The 21,715-nt window shown below is 66.7% G+C and carries 19 protein-coding genes; 5 read left to right on the forward strand and 14 right to left on the reverse strand.

What is annotated here, in order from left to right; genetic code table 11:
* Window positions 1–174: 174 nt before the first annotated feature.
* From TSO5_RS11545 to TSO5_RS11580, 8 genes are all read right to left on the reverse strand, one after another.
* A complete protein-coding gene (locus TSO5_RS11545) occupies window positions 175–846 on the reverse strand; it encodes a hypothetical protein (RefSeq protein ID WP_109151726.1) in 672 nt (223 codons plus the stop codon).
* A 57-nt stretch (window positions 847–903) separates the two neighbouring features.
* Entirely contained in the window at window positions 904–1,923 is a 1,020-nt protein-coding gene (gene cydB / locus TSO5_RS11550) for a cytochrome d ubiquinol oxidase subunit II (protein ID WP_109151727.1), read from the reverse strand.
* Window positions 1,924–1,928: 5 nt separating this feature from the next.
* Complete coding sequence (locus TSO5_RS11555) at window positions 1,929–3,326, reverse strand: cytochrome ubiquinol oxidase subunit I (RefSeq protein ID WP_109151728.1); 1,398 nt, start codon at window positions 3,324–3,326, stop codon at window positions 1,929–1,931.
* A gap of 193 nt (window positions 3,327–3,519) precedes the next feature.
* Window positions 3,520–4,146, reverse strand: coding sequence for a MarC family protein (locus tag TSO5_RS11560; protein WP_109151729.1), 627 nt, complete (start codon window positions 4,144–4,146; stop codon window positions 3,520–3,522).
* Between the two features lie 66 nt (window positions 4,147–4,212).
* Window positions 4,213–4,905, reverse strand: coding sequence for a DUF2161 family putative PD-(D/E)XK-type phosphodiesterase (locus TSO5_RS11565; protein ID WP_109151730.1), 693 nt, complete (start codon window positions 4,903–4,905; stop codon window positions 4,213–4,215).
* Between the two features lie 229 nt (window positions 4,906–5,134).
* Window positions 5,135–7,288, reverse strand: a complete 2,154-nt coding sequence (gene scpA, locus TSO5_RS11570; protein WP_109151731.1) for a methylmalonyl-CoA mutase — start codon at window positions 7,286–7,288, stop codon at window positions 5,135–5,137.
* Between the two features lie 145 nt (window positions 7,289–7,433).
* Entirely contained in the window at window positions 7,434–9,434 is a 2,001-nt protein-coding gene (locus TSO5_RS11575) for an acetyl/propionyl/methylcrotonyl-CoA carboxylase subunit alpha (RefSeq protein WP_109151732.1), read from the reverse strand.
* 11 nt (window positions 9,435–9,445) lie between these two features.
* Window positions 9,446–10,978, reverse strand: coding sequence for an acyl-CoA carboxylase subunit beta (locus TSO5_RS11580; protein WP_109151733.1), 1,533 nt, complete (start codon window positions 10,976–10,978; stop codon window positions 9,446–9,448).
* 231 nt (window positions 10,979–11,209) lie between these two features.
* Between TSO5_RS11580 and TSO5_RS11585 the strand changes: the two genes are divergently transcribed.
* Window positions 11,210–12,670, forward strand: coding sequence for a short-chain fatty acyl-CoA regulator family protein (locus TSO5_RS11585; protein WP_109151734.1), 1,461 nt, complete (start codon window positions 11,210–11,212; stop codon window positions 12,668–12,670).
* Here TSO5_RS11585 and TSO5_RS11590 read toward each other — a convergent pair.
* The gene (locus TSO5_RS11590) at window positions 12,642–14,090 is read right to left on the reverse strand and encodes a diguanylate cyclase (RefSeq protein ID WP_109151735.1); all 1,449 of its coding nucleotides are present in this window, start codon (window positions 14,088–14,090) and stop codon (window positions 12,642–12,644) included. The two genes, TSO5_RS11585 and TSO5_RS11590, sit on opposite strands and share 29 nt — an antisense overlap.
* A 202-nt stretch (window positions 14,091–14,292) precedes the next feature.
* Here TSO5_RS11590 and TSO5_RS11595 point away from each other — a divergent pair, with 202 nt between their 5' ends.
* Window positions 14,293–15,171, forward strand: coding sequence for a response regulator (locus TSO5_RS11595; RefSeq protein WP_109151736.1), 879 nt, complete (start codon window positions 14,293–14,295; stop codon window positions 15,169–15,171).
* A 13-nt stretch (window positions 15,172–15,184) separates the two neighbouring features.
* Here TSO5_RS11595 and TSO5_RS11600 read toward each other — a convergent pair whose 3' ends face one another.
* The 4 genes from TSO5_RS11600 to petA form a co-directional block, all read right to left on the reverse strand.
* On the reverse strand, window positions 15,185–15,736 hold the full coding sequence (locus TSO5_RS11600; RefSeq protein ID WP_109151737.1) for a DUF924 family protein: 552 nt from the start codon (window positions 15,734–15,736) through the stop codon (window positions 15,185–15,187).
* A gap of 114 nt (window positions 15,737–15,850) precedes the next feature.
* Window positions 15,851–16,612, reverse strand: coding sequence for a cytochrome c1 (locus TSO5_RS11605; protein ID WP_109151738.1), 762 nt, complete (start codon window positions 16,610–16,612; stop codon window positions 15,851–15,853).
* The gene (locus tag TSO5_RS11610; protein ID WP_109151739.1) at window positions 16,612–17,880 is read right to left on the reverse strand and encodes a cytochrome b/b6; all 1,269 of its coding nucleotides are present in this window, start codon (window positions 17,878–17,880) and stop codon (window positions 16,612–16,614) included. The genes TSO5_RS11605 and TSO5_RS11610 overlap by 1 nt, the downstream gene beginning before the upstream one ends.
* Before the next feature lie 28 nt (window positions 17,881–17,908).
* Complete coding sequence (petA, locus tag TSO5_RS11615) at window positions 17,909–18,478, reverse strand: ubiquinol-cytochrome c reductase iron-sulfur subunit (protein WP_109151740.1); 570 nt, start codon at window positions 18,476–18,478, stop codon at window positions 17,909–17,911.
* 272 nt (window positions 18,479–18,750) lie between these two features.
* On the opposite strand from petA, the gene TSO5_RS11620 reads away from it, so the two are divergent.
* On the forward strand, window positions 18,751–19,233 hold the full coding sequence (locus TSO5_RS11620; protein WP_109151741.1) for a tRNA (cytidine(34)-2'-O)-methyltransferase: 483 nt from the start codon (window positions 18,751–18,753) through the stop codon (window positions 19,231–19,233).
* Window positions 19,230–20,105 carry an oxygen-dependent coproporphyrinogen oxidase gene (gene hemF / locus TSO5_RS11625; RefSeq protein ID WP_109151742.1) on the forward strand — a complete coding sequence of 292 codons (876 nt, stop codon included), beginning with the start codon at window positions 19,230–19,232 and terminating at the stop codon, window positions 20,103–20,105. The genes TSO5_RS11620 and hemF overlap by 4 nt, the downstream gene beginning before the upstream one ends.
* A gap of 1 nt (window position 20,106) precedes the next feature.
* Here hemF and TSO5_RS11630 read toward each other — a convergent pair whose 3' ends face one another.
* Window positions 20,107–20,442, reverse strand: a complete 336-nt coding sequence (locus tag TSO5_RS11630; protein ID WP_109151889.1) for a hypothetical protein — start codon at window positions 20,440–20,442, stop codon at window positions 20,107–20,109.
* 140 nt (window positions 20,443–20,582) lie between these two features.
* On the opposite strand from TSO5_RS11630, the gene TSO5_RS11635 reads away from it, so the two are divergent.
* Window positions 20,583–21,707 (forward strand): DNA topoisomerase IB, encoded by a 1,125-nt coding sequence (locus tag TSO5_RS11635; protein WP_109151743.1) that lies wholly within the window; start codon window positions 20,583–20,585, stop codon window positions 21,705–21,707.
* Window positions 21,708–21,715 lie beyond the last annotated feature (8 nt).

The raw sequence follows: 21,715 nt of genomic DNA on the forward strand, positions 1-21,715 counted from the left end.
AACAAGGAATGGGAGGCAATGCCACACTCACCATGAAAACAACATGGTTGCTCCCCCGCTTCGCGGGAGAGGGGGTAGGACGCTCGGTGACGTGGTATTATCGCAAAGCGGCGGAGTTCCCTCTCCCACCGAAGGTGGGGGAGGGTTAGGGAGGGGGCATTCGAAGCCGAACCCTTACGCACTCCCCTCCGGCGTCATCGTCGCCAGCCCTCTATCCTGGCCCCCATCCGCCCGCATCGACGCCAGCGTCAGCGCATGCCAGTAGAGGTCCAGCAGGGCCGCCGGCATGCCGCCTTCCTCATGGCCCTCCATCGGCATGATGGCGGCGGCATGGGCAAGCGCGGCGGTGGCGGCGTTCGCGCTGCGCGACACCGCGTCGCCCAACAGCCCAAGCGTCTGTCCCAGCGCGGCGGCGTCGAAGCGCAGCAGGGCCGGCGGCACGGTGATCTGCGCCTCTCCTCCGCGCAGGCGGCCGACGGCGATGTAGACATGCAGCAGGTCGGGCCGGTCCTCCGGCCGCAGCAGGGCGGCGACGATGCGGTTGCCGGTCAGCGGGCCAGTACCGTCGAACTCGTACATCGCGGCGCGCTCGCTCTGGCGGGTGGCGGCGAGGCCGGCGAGGCGGGCGGTCAGCGGCTCCCCGGCGCGGCGGTTGGCCTCGTCGAACAGGGCGGGGTGGCTGCCGCCCTCGCTCAGCACCACCAGCGGGGCGTCGGTCGCCGCCGCGGCGGCCAGTAGACGGGCCAGCACGGCGAAGGGATCGCTGCCCGCTTCGCCCGCTTCCGCTTCCAGCAGGCCGGCGCCGCGGCGCAGAACGGCCTCCGCAAAGCTGATGTCGATGTCCATGGCCGAGCCCTCCTCCCTGACGACGGAGCCCCTTTTAGGCCGGGCCGCCCCGTCCGCTCAATGGTAACCGAAGGCGCCCGTCACCTTTCCGCGGAAGATCCAGTAGGAATAGGCGGTGTAGCCCACGATCGCCGGGATCAGAAAGGCCATGCCGACCAGCAGGAACACCTGCGTTTCCGGCGGGGCCGCGGCCTCCCACACGGTGACGCCCGGCGGGATCAGGTGCGGCCACAGGCTGATGGCGAGGCCGAGATAGGAGAGGGCGAACAGCGCCATCGACAGCACGAAGGGTGCCACATCCCGGCTTTTGTCGATGGCCCGCCACAGGGCGACGGCCAGCACCGCCGTGAGGATGGGCACCGGCGACAGGAGGATCAGGTTGGGCATGGAGAACCAGCGCGCGGCGATCTCTGGCAGCAGGAAGGGCGTCCACAGGCTGACCACCGCCACCCCGGCCAGCACCACCAGCATCAGCAGACGCGCCATGCGGAAGCACCAGTCCTGCAACGGCCCGATGGTCCGCCAGATCAGCCATGTCGCTCCCAGCAGCGCATAGCCCACCACCAGCGCCACCCCACAGAACAGGCTGAAGGGCGACAGCCAGTGCAGCATGCCGCCGACGAACTGCCTCTCGTACACCGGAATCCCCTGGATGAAGGACCCCAGCACGACACCCTGCGCGAAGGTCGCCAGCAGCGAGCCGAGGAAGAAGGAGCGGTTCCACCAATGCCGCCCCGCCCGCGCCTTGAAACGGAACTCGAAAGCGACGCCGCGGAAGATCAGGGCGATCAGCATGACCAGCAGCGGCAGATACATCGCCGGCAGAACCACCGCATAGGCGATGGGAAAGGCCGCAAACAGCCCGGCTCCGCCCAGCACCAGCCAAGTCTCGTTGAAGTCCCAGACCGGCGCCACCGTGTTCATCATGGTGTCGCGGTCCTCCTCCGTCGGGGCGAAGGGATAGAGGATGCCGATGCCGAGGTCGAAGCCGTCCATCAGCACATACATGAACACCGCGAAGCCGACGATCCCGACCCAGATCAGGGTCAGCAGGCTTCCTTCCGCAATTTCCTGCATCGGGCTTACTCCGCCGCTTCGAGGGACTGGTCGGTGGCCGACAGCGGCCGTTTCGGGCTCTGCGCCTCCGGCGGCTGGGGCGCGTCATGGATGTGCGTCGGGCCGGTGCGCAGCAGCCGGATCAGGTAATAGGTGCCGGCGCCGTAGATGATGGTGTAGGCGACGACGAAGGACAGCAGCGAGATCAGCGCGGCCTCCGTCGTCAGGGACGGAGTCACTGCGTCGGCCGTTCTGAGATGGCCGTAGACCACCCAGGGCTGGCGCCCGATCTCGGTGGTGAACCAGCCGGCCAGGATGGCGACGAAGCCGATGGGCATGCAGCCGACCAGAATGCGGTAGAACCAGTCGCTGTTGTACAGCCGGCCGCGGAAACGCAGCACCAGATGAACCGCCGCCACCGTCAGCATCAACAGGCCGATGCCGACCATCAGGCGGAAGGTCCAGAAGATGATGCGCGGATCGGGGCGCTCGTCGGCCGGGAACTGCTTCAGGCCGGGCACCGTGCCGTTGAAGTCGTGGGTCAGGATCAGGCTGGACAGGGCGGGAATGCCGATCTCCAGATGGTTGGTTTCCTTCTCCACGTCGGGGATGGCGAACAGCACCAGCGGCGCGCGCGGGCCACCCTCCCAATTGCCTTCCATCGCGGCGATCTTGGCCGGCTGGTATTCCAGCGTGTTCAGCCCATGCTCGTCGCCGAGGAAGATCTGCAAGGGCGCAAGGACAGTGATGAGGGCGAGAGCCATGCCGAGCCCCAGCTTCGCATGGTCGAAATGCCGGCGCTTCAGCAGGTAGAAGGCGCTGATGCCGGCGACGACGAAGCTGGTGGTCAGGAACATCGCCGTCACCATATGGGCGAGGCGATAGGGGAAGGACGGGTTGAACACCACCTGCCACCAGTCGGTGACGAAGTAACGGCCGTCCCTGATCTCGAAGCCGGCCGGGGTGTGCATCCAACTGTTGGCCGACAGGATCCAGAAGGACGACAGCAGCGTGCCCAGCGCCACCAGACAGGCCGCCATCAGATGGATGCCGCGCGGCACCCGGTCACGCCCGAACAGCAGGATGCCGAGGAAGGCGGCCTCGAGGAAGAAGGCGGTCACGACCTCGTACTGGATCAGCGGACCCAGCACGTTGCCCACCGTGTCGGACCAGCGGCTCCAGTTGGTGCCGAACTGATAGGACATGACGATGCCCGACACCACGCCCAGCCCGAAGGACAGCGCGAAGATCCGCGTCCAGAACTCCGACAGGCTGCGGTAGATGCCCTTGCCGGTGCCCACCCACAGCGCCTCCAAGAGCGCGATCCAGCAGGCTAGTCCCACCGTGAAGCTGGGGAACAGAATATGGAAGGAGATCGTGAACGCGAACTGGATTCGCGACAGGATCAATGGATCGAGGTCCATGGCCGCCGCCTCTTTTGTTTGGGCGCGTGGATAGCCTTGCGCCGGGCGGAACCCGGCGCGGCTGTGGCAAGACCCCATGTAGGCTGAGTGATTGCGGCGGAAAGGGGACTAGGCTTTCGGGCTTGAGCAGGACTACGGGAAGCGGTAGCGAGGATGCGCTTTGCTGCGCGCACTGCCCCTTTGGACGATTTGGTCAGTGGGGCGGATATACCGCTGTGATGCCGGAAATCACCGTCTGCGCGGCCAGTGCGGCCAGCACGATGCCGAGCACCCGGCTGACCGTGTGGATCACCGTTCGGCCCAGCAGCCGCCCGACCCGGTCGGCGCCCAACAGGATCAGCGTCACCCCGCCGATTACCGTCGCCGCCGCGCCCAGGACGCTGACCTGCCCCGCCACCGTGGTGCCGACACGGTCCATCAGCAGCAGGATGGAGGTGATGGCGCCCGGCCCGGCGATCAGCGGCACCGCCAGCGGGAAAACGGCGATGTCATGGGCATCCTCGTCGGTCATCGCCTCTCCGGTCGCACGCTCCTTGCGTTCGGAGCGCTTGGCGAACAGCATTTCGAAGGCGATCCAGAACAGCAGCGCGCCGCCGGCGATGCGGAAGGCCGGCATCTCGATCGACAGAGTCTGTAGCACCACCTTGCCGAAATAGGCGAAGAAGACCAGGACGACGAAGGCGATGGCGTTGCCGCGGAGCGCAATGATCCGCTTGTGCCGGTCGTCGAAGCCGCGGGTCAGCGCGATGAACAGAGGCACCAGCCCCGGCGGATCGACGACGACGAAAAAGACGACAAGATTGCTGATGTAGTCCGACAAAGCGGGCTCCAGCCTTTTGTGATTATGGAATTGCGGCACCGATCATAGGCTTGGCGGTGCGGGGTGTCACCCCTCGGCCAGCGCGTGGGCGAACGCATCCACTCCCTGCAGGCCAGCCGGAGTCAGCGCGTAGGTGCCGCGCCCGACCCGCTCGAACCAGCCATAGACGTTGCGCAGCAGCATCGGCCCGACATCCTTCGGCGCCCCCGCCTTCCGCAACGCCGCGACGGTCAGCGGCCCGTCGCGCAGCAGGCGGGCGATGCGCAGCGCATCCTGGCGATAGGCGGTGACGATGGCGACGCGGGTGGAGCCGCCCCGGTTGGGGTCGCCGACCCGGCGGGCATGCTCGCCCAGCAGGCGGTGGGTGCGCTTCTTGTCCTTGCGCGGGGTATAGGGAACGGGATCGAGCAGCACGGTGACACGGCAGTCCTCCGCCAGCCCCGGATCGACCATCAGCAGACCGAGACCCAGCCGCCGACAGAGCTTTTTCACGTCGCTGTCGAGGGGGGACGGCCCAGTCGCCTTACGCCCCGGCTGCGGCACGGCAAGATAGACGCTGTCGCTAACCGCCAGCCGGTCCACCCCCTGCAGCACGAGGTCGAGCGTGAAACGCTTCTTCAGTTCGACGATCACCGGCGGCTCGGAGCCACGCGTGGCGACGAGATCGCAGCCATGGATCTCCGCCTTCACGTCGTAGCCCTGGGCTTCGAGGAACGCCTTCACGGGCGCGTAGAGGTCGGTTTCGGCGGTGACGGTCATCAATCCCCTCTCCCGCCCCGGGAGAGGGTGGCGCGAAGCGCCGGGTGAGGGGTGATGCAAGGAACCATGCGGTTCAGGTTCCTTGTACCACCCCTCACCCTCCCCGCCTGCCGCAGGTCCCCTCCCTCTCCCGGGGCTCTCAGCGTATCTTCGATCCGCCTGACGCCGTCAGCACAAACAGAGTTTGTGCGATAGGCGGGAGAGGGCTTATGTCAGCGGCATGGAGGCGTCAAGCCGCCGCCTTCTGCTTGCGCAGGATGCCCAGGATATCGGACGCCGCCTTCGGGATGTTGGTGCCCGGGCCGTAGATCGCCGCGGCGCCGGCCTTGTACAGGAAGTCGTAATCCTGCGGCGGGATCACGCCGCCGCACACCACCAGGATGTCGCCGGCGCCCTGCTTGCGCAGTTCCTCGATCAGCTGCGGCACCAGCGTCTTGTGGCCGGCGGCCTGGGACGACACGCCGATGACGTGGACGTCGTTCTCCACCGCCTGCCGCGCCGCCTCGTCCGGGGTCTGGAACAGCGGGCCGATGTCGACGTCGAAGCCGATGTCGGCGAAGCTGGTGGCGATCACCTTGGCGCCACGGTCGTGGCCGTCCTGGCCCATCTTCACCACCAGGATGCGCGGCCGGCGACCTTCGTCGGCGGCGAAGGACGCGACTTCCTCCTGGATCTTCTTGAAGCCCTCGTCGCCCTCATAGGCCGAACCATAAACGCCCGACACCGAGCGGATGACGGCGACATGGCGGGTGAAGGCCTTCTCCAGCGCGTCGGAGATTTCGCCGACGGTGGCGCGGGCGCGGGTGGCCTCGACCGACAGGGCCAGCAGATTGCCGGTCTTCTCGGTGGCGGCCTTGGTCAAGGCGGCCAGAGCCTCCTGGCACTTCGCCTCGTCGCGGCTGGCGCGGATCTGCTTCAGCCGGGCGATCTGCGCCTCGCGGACGGCGGTGTTGTCGATGTCCAGCACGTCCACCCCCTCGGGGTTCTCCGGACGGTACTTGTTGACGCCGACGATCACCTCCTCGCCGCGGTCGATGGCGGCCTGACGGCGGGCCGCGGCCTCCTCGATCAGCAGCTTGGGCATGCCGCTCTCGACCGCCTTGGTCATGCCGCCCATCTCTTCGACGCGGCCGATCAGTTCCAGCGCGGCGTTGGCGAGGCTGTGGGTCAGATGCTCGATGTAGTAGGAGCCGCCGAGCGGATCGACCACCTTGGTGACGCCGGCTTCCTCAGCGATGATCAGCTGGGTGTTGCGGGCGATGCGGGCGGAGAATTTGGTCGGCAGGCCCAGCGCCTCGTCGAAGGCGTTGGTGTGCAGCGACTGGGTGCCGCCCAGCACCGCGGCCATCGCCTCGATGGTGGTGCGGATGACGTTGTTGTAGGGGTCCTGCTCGGTCAGCGAGACGCCGGAGGTCTGGCAGTGGGTGCGCAACGCCAGCGAGCGCGCATCCTTCGGCTGGAACTTCTCCTGCATCAGCGAGGACCACAGCAGGCGCGCGGCGCGCAGCTTGGCGATCTCCATGAAGAAATTCATGCCGATGGAGAAGAAGAAGGACAGGCGCGGCGCGAACTTGTCGACCGGCAGCCCCTTGGACATCGCGGCGCGGACATATTCGAGGCCGTCGGCGATGGTGAAGGCCAGCTCCTGCACCGCCGTCGCCCCGGCCTCCTGCATGTGATAGCCGGAGATCGAGATCGAGTTGAACTTCGGCATGTGCTGGGAGGTGTACTCGATGATGTCGGCGATGATCCGCATCGAGGGTTCGGGCGGGTAGATGTAGGTGTTGCGGACCATGAACTCCTTGAGGATGTCGTTCTGGATGGTCCCGCTCAGCTTGTCCTGGGAAACGCCCTGCTCTTCCGCCGCGACGATGTAGCCGGCCAGGATCGGCAGCACCGCGCCGTTCATCGTCATCGACACCGACATCTTGTCGAGCGGGATGTCGGCGAAGAGAACCTTCATGTCCTCGACGCTGTCGATCGCCACGCCGGCCTTGCCGACGTCGCCGACGACGCGCGGATGGTCGCTGTCATAGCCGCGGTGGGTGGCGAGGTCGAAGGCCACCGACAGGCCCATCTGGCCGGCCTTGAGGTTGGCCTTGTAGAAGGCGTTCGACTCCTCCGCGGTGGAGAAGCCGGCATATTGCCGGATGGTCCAGGGCTTCACCGCGTACATCGTGGCGCGCGGGCCGCGGGTGAAGGGCGGGAAGCCGGGCAGCGTGTCCAGCTCCATCCCTTCGAGATCGGCGGCGGTGTAGAGCGCCTTGACGTCCAGACCTTCCGGGGTCTTCCAGGTCAGCTTGGAAAGGTCGCCGTCGGCGCCGAGATCCTTGGCCGCCAGCTTGTCCCAATCGGCAAGGGTCTTCTTCGGGAACTCGGTCATCGACGCCTCCTGATGGCTTCTTATGGCGCTGGTAGGGTATCAGTGCGTTTCCTCCCGATGCACCCTCTTCCAACGGTCCCATGAACCATTGGAAGAGGGGCAAGGGGGTACGCTTCCTCTCGGTACTGTTCTTCTTATTATACGGTTACGCGAATTCCACGATCTTCTGATCGACCGCCAGGCTGCTGCCCGGGGCTGCGTGGATTTTCGCGACCGTTCCGTCCTGCGCGGCGCGCAGAATGTTTTCCATCTTCATGGCCTCGACCACGGCCAGCACTTCGCCGGCCTTGACCTCCTGGCCTTCCGACACCGCCAGCGACACCAGCAGGCCCGGCATCGGCGACAGCAGGAACTTCGACATGTCCGGCGGAGCCTTGACCGGCATCAGCGCGTCCAGCTTGGCCGCCTTCGGGGTCAGCACCTTGACGATCGCCTGCGAGCCGCTGTGGTGCAGGCGATAGCCGACGCCGACGCGGTCGATCTGCACGCAGACATGCTCGCCGTTGACCGTGCCGCGGAACAGCGGCTCGCCAATCTGCCAGTCGCTCCACACCGTGTGGTGCTTGCCGTCGATGTCGACGGCGTAGCCGATGCGCTGCGGGCTGCCGTCGGCCGGGTGCAGGTGCACCGGATGCTGCGTGCCGTCCAGCACCACCACCCAGTCGTCGCGCACCGTCACCTTGCTGCCCGGCATCTTGCCGGAGATCTGGATGTCACGGTCGTTCAGGCTGCGGTGGATCACCGCCGCCACCGCGATCAGCACCGCCGGATCTTCCGGCGGCAGGTCGGAGGCGTGGAAGCCGTTCGGATATTCCTCGGCGATGAAGTTGGTGGTCAGCCGCCCGTCGACGAAGCGCTGGTTCGCCATCAGCGAGGCCAGGAACGGGATGTTGTGGCTGACGCCGCGGATGTAATACTGGTCCAGCGCCTCGCGCATGCCGGCGATCGCCGCGTCGCGCGTCGATCCCCAGGTGCAGAGCTTGGCGATCATCGGATCGTAGTACATCGAGATCTCGCCGCCCTCGAACACGCCGGTGTCGACGCGGACATGCGGATCGGCGGCCGGCGGCTGGTAATGGGTCAGGCGGCCGGTGGAGGGCAGGAAGTTGCGGAAGGGATCCTCGGCATAGACGCGCGCCTCGACCGCCCAGCCGGTCAGCTTCACGTCGTCCTGGGTGATCGACAGCTTCTCGCCGTAGGCGACGCGGATCATCTGCTCGACGAGGTCGAGGCCGGTGATCAGCTCGGTGACCGGATGTTCGACCTGAAGGCGGGTGTTCATCTCCAGGAAGTAGAAGTTGCGCTCGGCGTCGACGATGAACTCGACAGTGCCGGCCGACTTGTACTGCACCGCGTTGGCCAGGGCCACAGCCTGCTCGCCCATCGCCTTGCGGGTGGCGGCGTCGAGGAACGGCGACGGCGCCTCTTCGATGACCTTCTGGTGGCGGCGCTGGATCGAGCATTCACGCTCGCCCAGATACAGGCAGGTGCCTTGCCCGTCGGCCAGAACCTGGATTTCGATGTGGCGCGGCTGCTGGATGTACTTCTCGACGAAGACGCGGTCGTCGGCGAAGCTGGAGCGCGCCTCGTTCTGGGCCGAGCGGAAGCCCTCACGCGCCTCCTCGTCGTTCCAGGCGACCCGCATGCCCTTGCCGCCACCGCCGGCCGACGCCTTGATCATCACCGGATAGCCGATGTCGCGGGCGATGGTCACCGCCTCGCTGTCGTCGGCGATGACGCCGAGATAGCCGGGGACGGTGGAGACGCCGGCCGCCTTGGCCAGCTTCTTCGACTCGATCTTGTCGCCCATGGCCTGGATGGCGTGGGCGTCCGGACCGATGAAGGCGATGCCGGCGGCGGCCAGAGCCTCCTGGAACTCGCGCTTCTCGGACAGGAAGCCGTAGCCGGGGTGGACGGCCTGGGCGCCGGTCTTCTTGCAGGCATCGACGATGCGGTCGACCAGCAGATAGCTCTGGGCCGACGGGGCGGCGCCGATATGGACGGCCTCGTCGGCCATCTCGACATGCAGGGCGTTCTTGTCGGCGTCGGAATAGACCGCGACGGTCTTGATGCCCATGCGGCGTGCCGTGCGGATGACGCGGCAGGCGATCTCGCCACGATTGGCGATGAGGATCTTCTCGAACATGCTGCCGGCCCTCACAGCGGAATGTTGTCGTGCTTGCGCCAGGGGTTCTGGAGCTGCTTGTTCTTGAGCATGGACAGCGCCTTCGTGATGCGGCGGCGGGTGCCGTGCGGCATGATGACGTCGTCGATGTAACCGCGCGAGGCGGCGACGAAGGGATTGGCGAACTTCTGCTTGTACTCTTCCGTACGCGCCTCGATCTTCTCGGCGTCGCCGATATCGCTGCGGAAGATGATCTCCACCGCGCCCTTGGCACCCATCACCGCGATTTCAGCCGACGGCCACGCATAGTTCAGGTCGCCGCGCAGATGCTTGGACGACATCACGTCGTACGCGCCGCCGTACGCCTTGCGGGTGATGACGGTCACCTTCGGCACGGTGGCCTCGGCGTACGCGTACAGCAGCTTGGCGCCGTGCTTGATGATGCCGCCGTACTCCTGCGAAGTGCCGGGCATGAAGCCGGGGACGTCGACCAGGGTCAGGATCGGGATTTCGAAGGCGTCGCAGAAGCGGACGAAGCGCGCGGCCTTCTTGGAGCTGTCGATGTCCAGGCAGCCGGCCAGAACCATCGGCTGGTTGGCGACGATGCCGACCGTGGAGCCGTTCATGCGGGCGAAGCCGATGAGGATGTTCTTGGCGTATTCCGGCTGGAGTTCGAAGAAGTCGCCCTCATCCACGATCTTGAGGATCAGCTCCTTCATGTCGTAGGGCTTGTTCGGGTTCTCCGGCACCAGCGTGTCGAGCGAGAAGTCCTCGCGGTCGAGCGGGTCGCTGCAGGGGCGGACCGGCGCCTTCTCACGGTTGGAGGACGGCAGGAAATCGACGAAGCGGCGCAGCTGCAGCAGCGCCTCGACATCGTTCTCGAAGGCCAGATCGGCCACGCCCGACTTGGTGGAGTGGGTGACGGCGCCGCCCAGCTCTTCCGCGGTCACGACCTCGTGGGTGACGGTCTTCACCACGTCCGGGCCGGTGACGAACATGTAGGAGCTGTCCTTCACCATGAAGATGAAGTCGGTCATGGCCGGCGAGTACACCGCACCGCCGGCGCACGGCCCCATGATGAGGGAAATCTGCGGGATGACGCCCGACGCATCGACGTTGCGCTGGAACACCTCGGCATAGCCGCCCAGCGAGGCGACGCCCTCCTGGATGCGGGCGCCGCCCGAATCGTTCAGGCCGATGACCGGCGCGCCGACCTTCAGCGCCTGATCCATGATCTTGCAGATCTTCTCGGCATGCGCTTCGGACAGCGCGCCGCCGAAGACCGTGAAGTCCTGGCTGAAGACAAAGACGAGGCGGCCGTTGACGGTGCCGTGGCCGGTGACCACGCCGTCGCCGGGGACCTTCTGGTTTTCCATGCCGAAGTCGATGCAGCGATGTTCGACGAACATGTCGAACTCCTCGAACGATCCTTCGTCGAGGAACAGCTCGATCCGCTCGCGCGCGGTCAGCTTGCCTTTGGCGTGCTGGCCGGCGATGCGCTTCTCACCGCCGCCCAGCCGCGCGGCGGCGCGCTTGGACTCCAACTTGGCCAGAATGTCTTGCATCGGGCGTTTCCAATCCTTGGCGTCGCAGTGACGGTCCCCGCTCCGGCGGCAAGCGACGCAATCATTCACCGGAACGCCGCGGATTATTCACAAACTTCGCAGCGCTTCAAACAGCCTCTTCGCAAAAAGGTGCGAAGTTGCGAAGCCCTTTGCAATTGCGGCTTTGCGCTTGCTAAGATTGCGAAGAACGGCGGATTTCCAAGGCCGTCGCCGGGGCGGGAATTTATACGCATGCAAAAGAAGCTATTCCTTGGCTACAAGCTGCGCCGCCTGCGCGAACAGCGCAGCCTGACCCAGGCCTCGCTGGCCAAGACTCTGGAGCTTTCGCCCAGCTATCTCAACCAGTTGGAGAACAACCAGCGCCCGCTGACCCTGCCGGTGCTGATGCGGATCGCCGCCATCTTCGAGCTGGAACTGTCCGCCTTCCTGGAGGATGAAGACAGTCGGCTGGTCTCCGACCTGCGCGAGGCGCTGGCCGATCCGCTGTTCGTCGGCGCGCCGCTGACCGCGGGCGAGTTGCGCAGCGTGGTGGGCTCCAGCCCGGAACTGGCCCGCCGGGTGCTCAGCCTGCATCAGGCCTATCAGAAGCTGCATGAGCGGGTGCAGTCGCTGGCCGACAGCCTGTCCAACCGCGAACCCAGCAGTCAAGAGGGCGACAGCTTCGCCGGCCCGCAATTTCCCTACGAGGAGGTGCGGGACTATTTCCACTATTGCAACAATTACATCGGCCCGCTGGACGAGGCGGCGGAACGGCTGTGGGACACCGAGAAGATCCATTCCGGATCGCTGCTGAACGAGCTGGCCGCCTATCTGAAGCGCCGCCACGACGTGCGGGTGAAGATCGTCGCCGACGAGGCCGGCGAAACCGCCATGCGCAGCTACGACGCCACCACCGGGACGCTGCGGCTGTCGGCCTTGCTGACCAGCTCCAGCCGCGCCTTTCACATGGCGAACCAGATCGCGCAGCTGGAGTTCGGCGACCAGATCGACGAGCTGGTGGATCAGGCGAAATTCTCCAGCGAGGACGCGCGGTCGATCTGCCGGGTCGGGCTCGCGAATTACTTCGCCGGGGCTCTGGTTCTGCCCTACCGCGCCTTCGCGGCGCAGGCCCGCGCCTTGCGCCACGATGTGGAGCAACTGCAAAGCCGCTTCTCCGCCAGTTTCGAGCAGGTCTGCCACCGGCTGTCCACCCTGCAGCGGCCGGGGGCACGCGGCCTGCCCTTCTATTTCGTGCGGGTCGACATGGCCGGCAACATCACCAAGCGCCATTCGGCGACCCGCTTCCACTTCGCCCGCTTCGGCGGCGCCTGCCCGTTGTGGAACGTGCACGAGGCCTTCGCCCAGCCCGGCAAGATCCTGGTGCAGTTCGCCCAGATGCCCGACCGCACCGCCTATATCAGCATCGCCCGCACGGTGACCAAGCGCGGCGGCGCCTATCTGAAGCCGTCACGCCAGTTCGCCGTCGGGCTGGGCTGCGAGGCAAGCCACGCGCCGGAGTTGGTCTATGCCGCCGGCATCGACATCACCGACATGAAGGCGGCGGTGCCGATCGGCGTGAACTGCCGCCTGTGCGAGCGCACCGATTGCCAGCAGCGCGCCTTCCCGCCGATCGGCAGCGAATTGCGGGTGAACGAGCATCACCGCAGCTTCGTGCCCTATCTGTTCAACCCGCCGGACACACGGTCCGGCTGACCTTCGCGCCGGTCGGGACCGCCTCGCCCCCGTCGCCGTCGTCACCCCGGTCGAGAACGACCCGGTCACGCCCTTCGCCCTTGGCCCGGTACAGCGCATTGTCGGCACGGATCAGCAGGCGGTCGATGCCGTCGCCGTCCCGGAAGCCGGCGACGCCGAAACTGCCGGTCTGCCGGTGGCCGTTGGGGAAGCCATAGGCGCGCATGGTCCGCCGCAACCGCTCGGCAAGCGCAAACGCGGCTTCCAGGGTGGTCTCCGGGCAAAGAATCAGGAACTCCTCGCCACCCCAGCGGCCGACCGTGTCGGTCGACCGCAGCACTTCGCGGGCCAGACCGGCGAATTCAACCAGGACCTGATCGCCAAAAACATGGCCGTAGCGGTCGTTGACCTGCTTGAAATGGTCCAGATCGATGAGGATGATCGACATCGGCCTGCCATAGCGGACGGCCCGCTCCATTTCCGAGCGGCAGACGTCGTTCAGGTGGCTGCGGTTGGCAAGGCCGGTCAATACGTCGGTGCGCGACTGCACCCGCAGCCGCTCGTTCACCCGCATCAGCTTCAGAATCCAGAACAGGCTGGTCAGAATGACCGCCGCTGGAATGGCCAACAGCTTCGCCAGCGTCCACGGATCGAGCGGCGACTGGACCTGAATGGCGACATGCCGGTTGGCGATGACGGTACGCTCCGCGGACGAGATCGTCCGAACCCCGCGATCGAGGGCGGCCAGGAGGTCCGGCTCGTCCCGGCGCACGCCGATCCGCAGCAGATTCTCATAACCCGGCAGATGGCCCGCAACCTTCAGGTTGAACCAGCCGGCCGTCTTGATGGTGTAGACGGCGACCGTCAGCGACCTCAGCGTCATGTCGGCTTTGCCGCGGGAAACCATGGCAAATGCCTCGGCCTCGGTGTCGACCAGGACGATGCTCAGGTTGGGGAAATCGCGCCGCACCCTCTCTTCGATCGACGTGCCCTTGGGAAGCACCATCGTCTCGCCGCTGAGCCCGGCGAGATCGGCGACATAGTCGTGACCCTCCCGCGTCACCAGCACATTGGGATCGACGAACAGCGGTTCGGTGAAGGCCAGCCACTCCTCGCGCGTCGGCGTCCGGTTCAGAAAGCTGAGGAAGCGGCATCGCCCGTCACGCGCCGCCGCTATGCTTTCCTCCCAATCACGGGTCGGCAGGACACGCAGTTCCACCCCGGAGCGTTGCGAAACCAGGGACAGCAGGTCCGCGGCGATTCCCTGGTGCTTTCCGTCGGCGGTGATCGATTCGTAGGGCGGCCAGTCCGGATCGGTGCAATAGGGAATCGCCTCGCCGCCATGCGCCGCCGCACTGACCAGCAGTTGTACCGGAACCGCAAGCGCCGCCAGGAGGTGCCGCAGTCGGCCCAACGGTCGCCCGGACATCGATTCTGCCATAGAGCCACTTCTCCGGCGTCGGCCTGCCTACCCAGGTATTTCGTGGCAGGATAACGCGCTTCCTGGATCAGGGCTTGCTAAATGATGCTCCGCTGGCCCGTAACTTGCTGAGAATGGGTCGCAAGATCGGCCGGAGCGCTGACCTCGGTCGTTTTCCGGCCCGATCGCTGCAAGCTGCGTCGCATTTTGCCAATGGCGGGCCATGGACGGTGACAATCTGCATCACGCCCCCAACCGGCGGGGGACGGCCTTCGCTCCCGAAGCGCTGGCCCGCATGCTGTCGGTATCGACCGCGGCCCTGGCCCAGGGACGCGGCATCGCCCTGGACGTGAGCGTGCTGAGCGGCATGCCGCCGCGGCTGGTGGGCGATGCGGAAACCGCAGGCGCGCTGTGCAACGCGCTGGCCGCCAGCGCCATCGCCAATGCCGGCCCCGGCCGGCTGGATGTCCGCTTGTCGGCCCTGCCGGCGGGGGATGAGCGCGTGACCCTGCGGGCCGAGCTGACCGGACGCTTCGACAGCCATGGCGAGACCGGCTTCGGCCAGGAACTCGCCCGGCGCCTGCTGGCCGCGCTGGGCGCCCAGATGACGGTGGAACACCATGCCGACGGGATGCGGCGGGCGGTGCTGGACATGCCGGTCGCCCTGCCCTCCCGCACCACCGACGCCGAGCGGCTGATGAGCTGGGCACGCGCACGCGGCGGCCGGCTGCTGGTGGTGGACGACAGCGCCACCAACCGCATGGTGGTCGCCGGGCTGCTCGCCAAAGCGGGATTCTCGGTCGAAACCGCCAATGGCGGAGCGGAAGCGGTGGAGGCCGTCGCCCAGGCGCCGGTTCCGCCCGAAGCGGTGCTGATGGACGTCGCCATGCCCGACATGGACGGGGTGACGGCGACCGCAACCATCCGCCGGCTGGGCGACGGGCGGGGCCGCATCCCGATCATTGCCGTCACCGCCAACGCCCAGCCGGAAGATCGCATCCGCTGCCTGTCCGCCGGGATGAACGACTATCTGACCAAGCCGGTGCGGCGCGCCGACCTGCTGGGCGCCCTGGAACGCTGGCTGGCGACTCCACCGATCTGAGAAACCGTCCTCATCAGAAGGACGAGTCCGGCTCCGTCAGGAAGGCCACCTCTTCGGGCGTGCTGGTACGGCCGAGGATGGCGTTGCGGTGGGGGAAGCGGCCGAAGCGCTGGATGATCTCGCGGTGCCGCCGGGCATAGCGTACCGTCGTCTCGTCGCCCACCCGCTCGGTGAACAGGGCGACGGAGCGGTCCTGGCTCGCCATGTCTTCGTGATGCTCGAAGGGCAGGTAGAGGAAGATCCGCTCGTCGGTCGTGCATTCCAGATCGAAGCCGTTGGCGACGGCATGGTCGCTGATGCCCCGCGCCTTGCCGTCGGTGGCGAAGGCGCGCGGATCGTTGCGGAACATGTTGCGCGGCACCTGATCCAGCAGCACGCACAGCACGATGCAACCGTCGACATCCTCCTTCCAATGATCGTACGCGCCGCGCGCCGCCGCCTCGTAATGCGGGCCCAGCGTATCGGCGACCGCCCGGTCGAAGCTGGCCGATTTGCGGAACCAATAGGGCTTCATCGCCTCGTCGAACCAGAAATCGACGATCTCGTCGATCAGCGTGTCCACCATCGTTCTCTCCACCCCTGCGTCTGACGCCCGAAGAGCTTATACCCCCAAACAGGAACAGGGCGCCCAACGGGGCGCCCTGTCCAGGTCTCACATCACCTCACCGAACCGTCAGGCTCAGTGCAGCGTGCTCCACAGCTTGCGCTTGGCGGCGTACATCAGGCCGGCCAGCACCAGCAGGAACAGGATGACCTTGACGCCCATCTGCTTGCGGGCATCCAGGTGCGGTTCCGCGACGAAGGTCAGGAAGGTCGCCACGTCGTGCGCCTCCTGCTCCACCGTCGCCTTGGTGCCGTCGGCGTAGGTGACGCCGTCGGGCTGCAGGATGTTCGGCATGCCGACCTGATGGCCGGGGAACACCTTGTTGTAGTTCATGCCGTCCATCAGATGGACATCGGCCGGCGGCTCCTCGAAGCCGGTCAGGAAGGCGTAGACGTAATCCTCGCCACCCACACGGGCCTTGGCCATCAGCGACAGGTCCGGCGGCAGCGCGCCGTTGTTCGCCACGCGGGCGGCCTGGTCGTTCGGGAACGGAGCCGGGAAATGGTCGGCTGGGGTGCCCGGACGCATGAACATCTCACCCGCGTCGTTCGGGCCGGCATGCACCTCATAGCCGGCGGCGAGCGCCTTCAGCTCGTCTTCCTTGAAGCCGATGCCGGCCAGCGTGCGGATCGGCACCAGATTCATGGAGTGGCAGGCCGAGCAGACTTCCTTGTAGATCTGGAAGCCGCGCTGCGCCGCCGCCTTGTCGATGGTGCCGAAGATGCCGGAATGCGGCCAGCTCTGCTTGGGGATGTGCACGCCTTCGGCGGCCTGCGCGGCCCCGGCGATGCCGAGCGCCAGCGCCGCCGAAAGGATTGCAGTCTTCAACGCGCGCATCAGGCCTTCTCCATCGGCTTGGCATGGGCGCCGGCGGCGATGCCACCACCGCCCTTCAGAACGGACTCGGAGATGCTGGTGGGAAGCGGAGGCGTACGCTCCAGCTTGCCCAGCAACGGCAACAGAATCAGGAAGTGGAAGAAGTAGTAGGCGGTGCCGATACGCGCGATCAGCAGCCAGGAGCCCTCGGCCGGCTGCGAACCGGCATAGCCCAGGATCAGGGCGTCGATCGCCAGGATCCAGAAGAACTGGCGGTAGACCGGGCGGAACTTGCAGCTGCGGATCTTGGAACGGTCGAGCCACGGCAGGAAGGCCAGCAGCGCGATCGAGCCGAACATCGCCAGCACGCCGCCCAGCTTGTCCGGGATCGCGCGCAGCATGGCGTAGAAGGGCAGGAAGTACCATTCCGGCACGATGTGCGCCGGGGTCACCAGCGGGTTGGCCGGAATGTAGTTGTCCGGATGACCCATGTAGTTCGGCATGAAGAACACGAACACGGCGTAGATGATCAGGAAGATCACCACGGCGAAGCCGTCCTTGACCGTCACGTACGGGTTGAACGGGACGGTGTCCTGCGGACCCTTGGGTTCGATGCCGAGCGGGTTGTTCGAACCGCAGACATGCAGCGCCGCCGTGTGCAGGATCACCAGACCCAGCAGGACGAAGGGCAGCAGGAAATGCAGCGCGAAGAAGCGGTTCAGCGTCGGGTTGTCGACCGAGAAACCACCCCACAGCAGCGTGACGATGGGATCGCCGACGATCGGGAAGGCGGAGAACAGGTTCGTGATGACGGTGGCGCCCCAGAAGCTCATCTGGCCCCAGGGCAGCACATAGCCCATGAAGGCGGTGCCCATCATGACGAGGAAGATGATGACGCCCAGGATCCACAGGATCTCGCGCGGCGCCTTGTAGGAGCCGTAATACATGCCGCGGAACATGTGGATGTAGACGGCGATGAAGAACATCGACGCGCCGTTGGCGTGCACATAGCGCAGCAGCCAGCCGTAATTCACGTCGCGCATGATGCGCTCGACCGAAGTGAAGGCCAGCGAGGTGTGCGACGAGTACTGCATCGCCAGGAACAGGCCGCTGGCGATCATGATGACCAGCATGATGCCGGCAATGGCACCGAACGCCCACAGATAGTTGACGTTCCGCGGCATCGGGTAGTGGTTGTACTCGTGATCCAGCATCGTGAAGATCGGCAGGCGGCTGTCGATCCAGTTCACGACCGGATTCTTGAACTTGGTGGCTTGAACCTGAGCCATCTCGGGGTCTCCAGAACCGTTGGGCCGCTTAACCGAGCCGGATCTTGGTATCGCCGGTGAAGGCGTACGTCGGAAGGACAAGGTTGGCGGGGGCCGGGCCCTTGCGGATGCGCCCAGCGGTGTCGTAGTGCGAGCCGTGGCAGGGGCAGAACCACCCACCATAGTCGCCGCGCGGATCGGTGACCTTCTGCCCGAGCGGCACACAGCCCAGATGCGTGCAGATGCCGATGACGATCAGCCATTCCGGCTTCTTCACGCGGGCATCGTCGGCAACCGGGTCGCGCAGGTCGTTCAGATTGACTTCCTTGGCGGACTCGATCTCTTCAGCGGTGCGGTGGCGGACAAAGACAGGCTTTCCGCGCCAGGTGACCGTGATCGCCTGGCCGACGGCCACGGGGGCCAGATCGACGTCGATGGAGGCGAGCGCCAGGGTGTCGGCTGCCGGGTTCAGGCTGTCGATAAAGGGCCAAGCCGCCGAGGCCGCCCCGACGACGCCGACCGCACCGGTGGCAAGATACAGAAAATCGCGGCGGGAACCCCCCTCGCCGCCGGAGGCCGCGTGGCCACCCGTCCCGGGCGGATGCGTGGTCTGAGCCATAAGCCTGTTTCTCCTCAAGGCATGCCCGACGCCCTTTGCCCGCGCCGGACGACCGATGGACCGTAATACTGCAAGACGCGGTTAGCCCGCCCGCCGGAAGGAAAATCCTCAGGCACGCCGCGTCCGTCCGGAGTGGGTATCTCCGGATTCAGACCTGCGGTATACCGTCGCGTCGACATCTTGAAAAGTCCTTGGCCGGGGGACAATTTGTCGCGTGTGCGAAGGGCAAGAACATTTGTATGCAAAACAAACACTTCGAAGCAAGGCCCGCGTTGCGCCTTGTGCTGTTCGAACCCGACATTCCGCAGAATGCGGGGACCCTGATGCGACTCGCGGCAGGGCTCGGCGTCGCGCTCGACCTGATCGAACCCTGCGGCTTCGTGCTGGATGACCGCCGGTTGCGGCGCGCCGGGATGGACTATCTGGACCATCTGGACTGGGTACGGCACAGCTCGTGGTCCGCATACCGCGCGGCGCCGCAGGCCGGGCGGCTGGTGCTGCTGACCACGCGGGCGGCGATTCCCTACACCGACTTCCGCTTCGCCCCCGGCGACCGCATCCTGGTCGGCCGCGAGAGCGCCGGGGTGCCCGACGAGGTGCATGACGCCGCCGACGCCCGGCTGGTGATCCCGATGGTGCCGCCCGCCCGCTCCTTGAACGTTGCGGTCAGCGCCGCGATGGTGTTGGGTGAGGCCTTGCGGCAGACTGCCGCCGCAGGTCTCCAGACCCTCTCTGCACAGCCGGAAACGCCATGACAGCCGACCCCAGCACCGTCGAAGACCGCAAGGCCCGCGCCGCCGCCTGGTTCCAGGAGCTGCGCGACCGCATCTGCGCCGCCTTCGAGACGCTGGAGGACGAGCTGACCGGCACCCATGCCGACCTGCCCCCCGGCCGGTTCGAGCGCAAGAGCTGGGCCCGCCCCGACCATGGCGGCGGCGAGGGCGGCGGCGGCACCATGTCGGTGATGAAGGGCCGGGTGTTCGAGAAGGTCGGGGTCAACATCTCGACCGTCCACGGCACCTTCAGCCCGGAATTCCGCGCCAACATCCCCGGTGCCGCCGAGACCGGCGCGTTCTGGGCATCGGGGATCAGTCTGGTGGCGCACATGCGCTCGCCGCTGGTGCCGGCGACGCACATGAACACGCGCCACATCGTGACGACCAAAGGCTGGTTCGGCGGCGGCGCCGACCTGACGCCGATGATCCCGGACGACCGGGACACCGCCGATTTCCATGCCGGTCTGCGCGCCGCCTGCGACCGCCACGACCCGGACTATTATCCGCGCTACAAGGAGTGGTGCGACCGCTATTTCTACCTGCCCCACCGGGACGAGGCGCGCGGCGTCGGCGGCATCTTCTTCGACAATCTCGAGTCGGGCGACTGGGATGCCGACTTCGCCTTCACACGCGACGTCGGCACCGCCTTCCTCGACACCTACGTCGCCCTGGTCCGCCGGCACATGAACCGGCCCTGGACCGCCGAGCAGCGCGAGCACCAGCTGGTCCGCCGCGGCCGGTACGTCGAATTCAACCTGCTCTACGACCGCGGCACCACCTTCGGCCTGAAGACCGGCGGCAACACCGAGGCGATCCTGATGAGCCTGCCGCCGGAAGTGAAGTGGCCCTGACCTAGCGGCGGGGACCGAGGCCCATCTGCAGCCAGGGTGCCCAGGCCTGCCGCACCATCTCGCCCCACAGCCGCATCGGCGCCATCCACAGCTCGGCCATGCCGGCTGCCGCCGCCATCGGGTCGGCGGCCGGCTTGCCGCCGAGGGGGCCGGCCAGCAGCAGCGGGGTCATCAGGCTGGGGGCCAGCAGCTTGGCCACGGCATCGAAGGACGGGGTGGCGCGGAACTGGATGGCGATCACCTCCGTGCCGTCGTCGCCGGCCTCGCGGTGGCGGATCTGGATTTCCAGGTTCGGCAGATGGGCGGTCAGCGTCGTCTCGTCCGGCTTGCGGTCCATGCTCAGGCGCTCCATTCGGGTTTTTGGCCGGGATTGGGCCGGAATTTTGCCGATCCAGGATAGGGTTTTCGCAACTGCGAAGAAACCCTCTCCGAAGGGGGTAAAGGCAACCAAACACCGCGCCGGCCGTTGTTGGCCGTATGGACAGCACCCTCCCCCCACCCGATGCGGCCCCGTCCGACGCGGACACCCCCTCGCCCGAGCAGGAAGCCGCCTGCGCCGGGCTGACCTACAGCTCCGACGAGATGCCCGGCATCCGGCGGCGGCGCTACGGCAAGGGCTTCCGCTTTCTCTGGCCCGACGGGGCGCAGGTGACGGAGGAGGACACGCTGGCGCGCATCCGGAAGCTGGCGATCCCGCCCGCCTACCGCGACGTCTGGATCTGCCCCGATCCTGACGGCCATCTGCAGGCGACCGGCCGCGACGCCAAGGGGCGCAAGCAGTATCGCTACCACCGCCGCTGGACCGAACTGCGCGAGGGCACAAAGTTCGGCCGCATGCTGGATTTCTGCCGCGCCCTGCCGCATCTGCGCGAGCGGGTGAACGCCGACCTCGGCCATCGCGGCCTGCCGCGGGAGAAGGTGCTGGCTGCCGTGGTCGGCCTGCTGGAAACCACGCTGATCCGCGTCGGCAACGAGAGCTATGCCCGCGAGAACAAGAGCTATGGCCTGACCACGCTGCGCGACGGCCACACCGAGATCGAGGGGTCGGAGGTCCGCTTTTCCTTCAAAGGCAAGTCGGGCAAGGAATGGAATGTCTCGCTGCGTGACCGCCGGCTGTCGCGCGTCGTCGCCGCCTGCCGCGACGTGCCGGGCGACGAGCTGTTTCAGTATCTCGATGCCGACGGCCAGCGCCACGCGGTGACCTCCGGCGACGTCAACGCCTATCTGCGCGAGGCGACCGGCGCCGATTTCACCGCCAAGGACTTCCGCACCTGGGCGGGCACGGTGCTGGCCGCCATGGCTCTGCGCGAGTTCGAGAGCTTCGACAGCGCCAGCGCCGCCAAGCGCAACGTCACCCGCGCCATCGAGCAGGTCGCCACCCGCCTGGGCAACACCCCCAGCGTCTGCCGCAAGAGCTACGTCCACCCCGAGGTGCTGGACGCCTATCTGGAGGGCGACCTGCTGGAGTCGCTCAAGCGCGAGGTCGAGGCGGAGCTGCGCAACGAGTTGGCGGGGCTGAGTGGCGAAGAGGCCGCGGTGCTGGCATTCTTGCGCGAGAGGCTGGAACGGGAGACGGCGTCGCGGGCGCGGGAGAAGCGGTAGGTAGCGGG

The sequence above is a fragment of the Azospirillum sp. TSO5 genome (assembly GCF_003116065.1).
GTDB lineage: Bacteria > Pseudomonadota > Alphaproteobacteria > Azospirillales > Azospirillaceae > Azospirillum.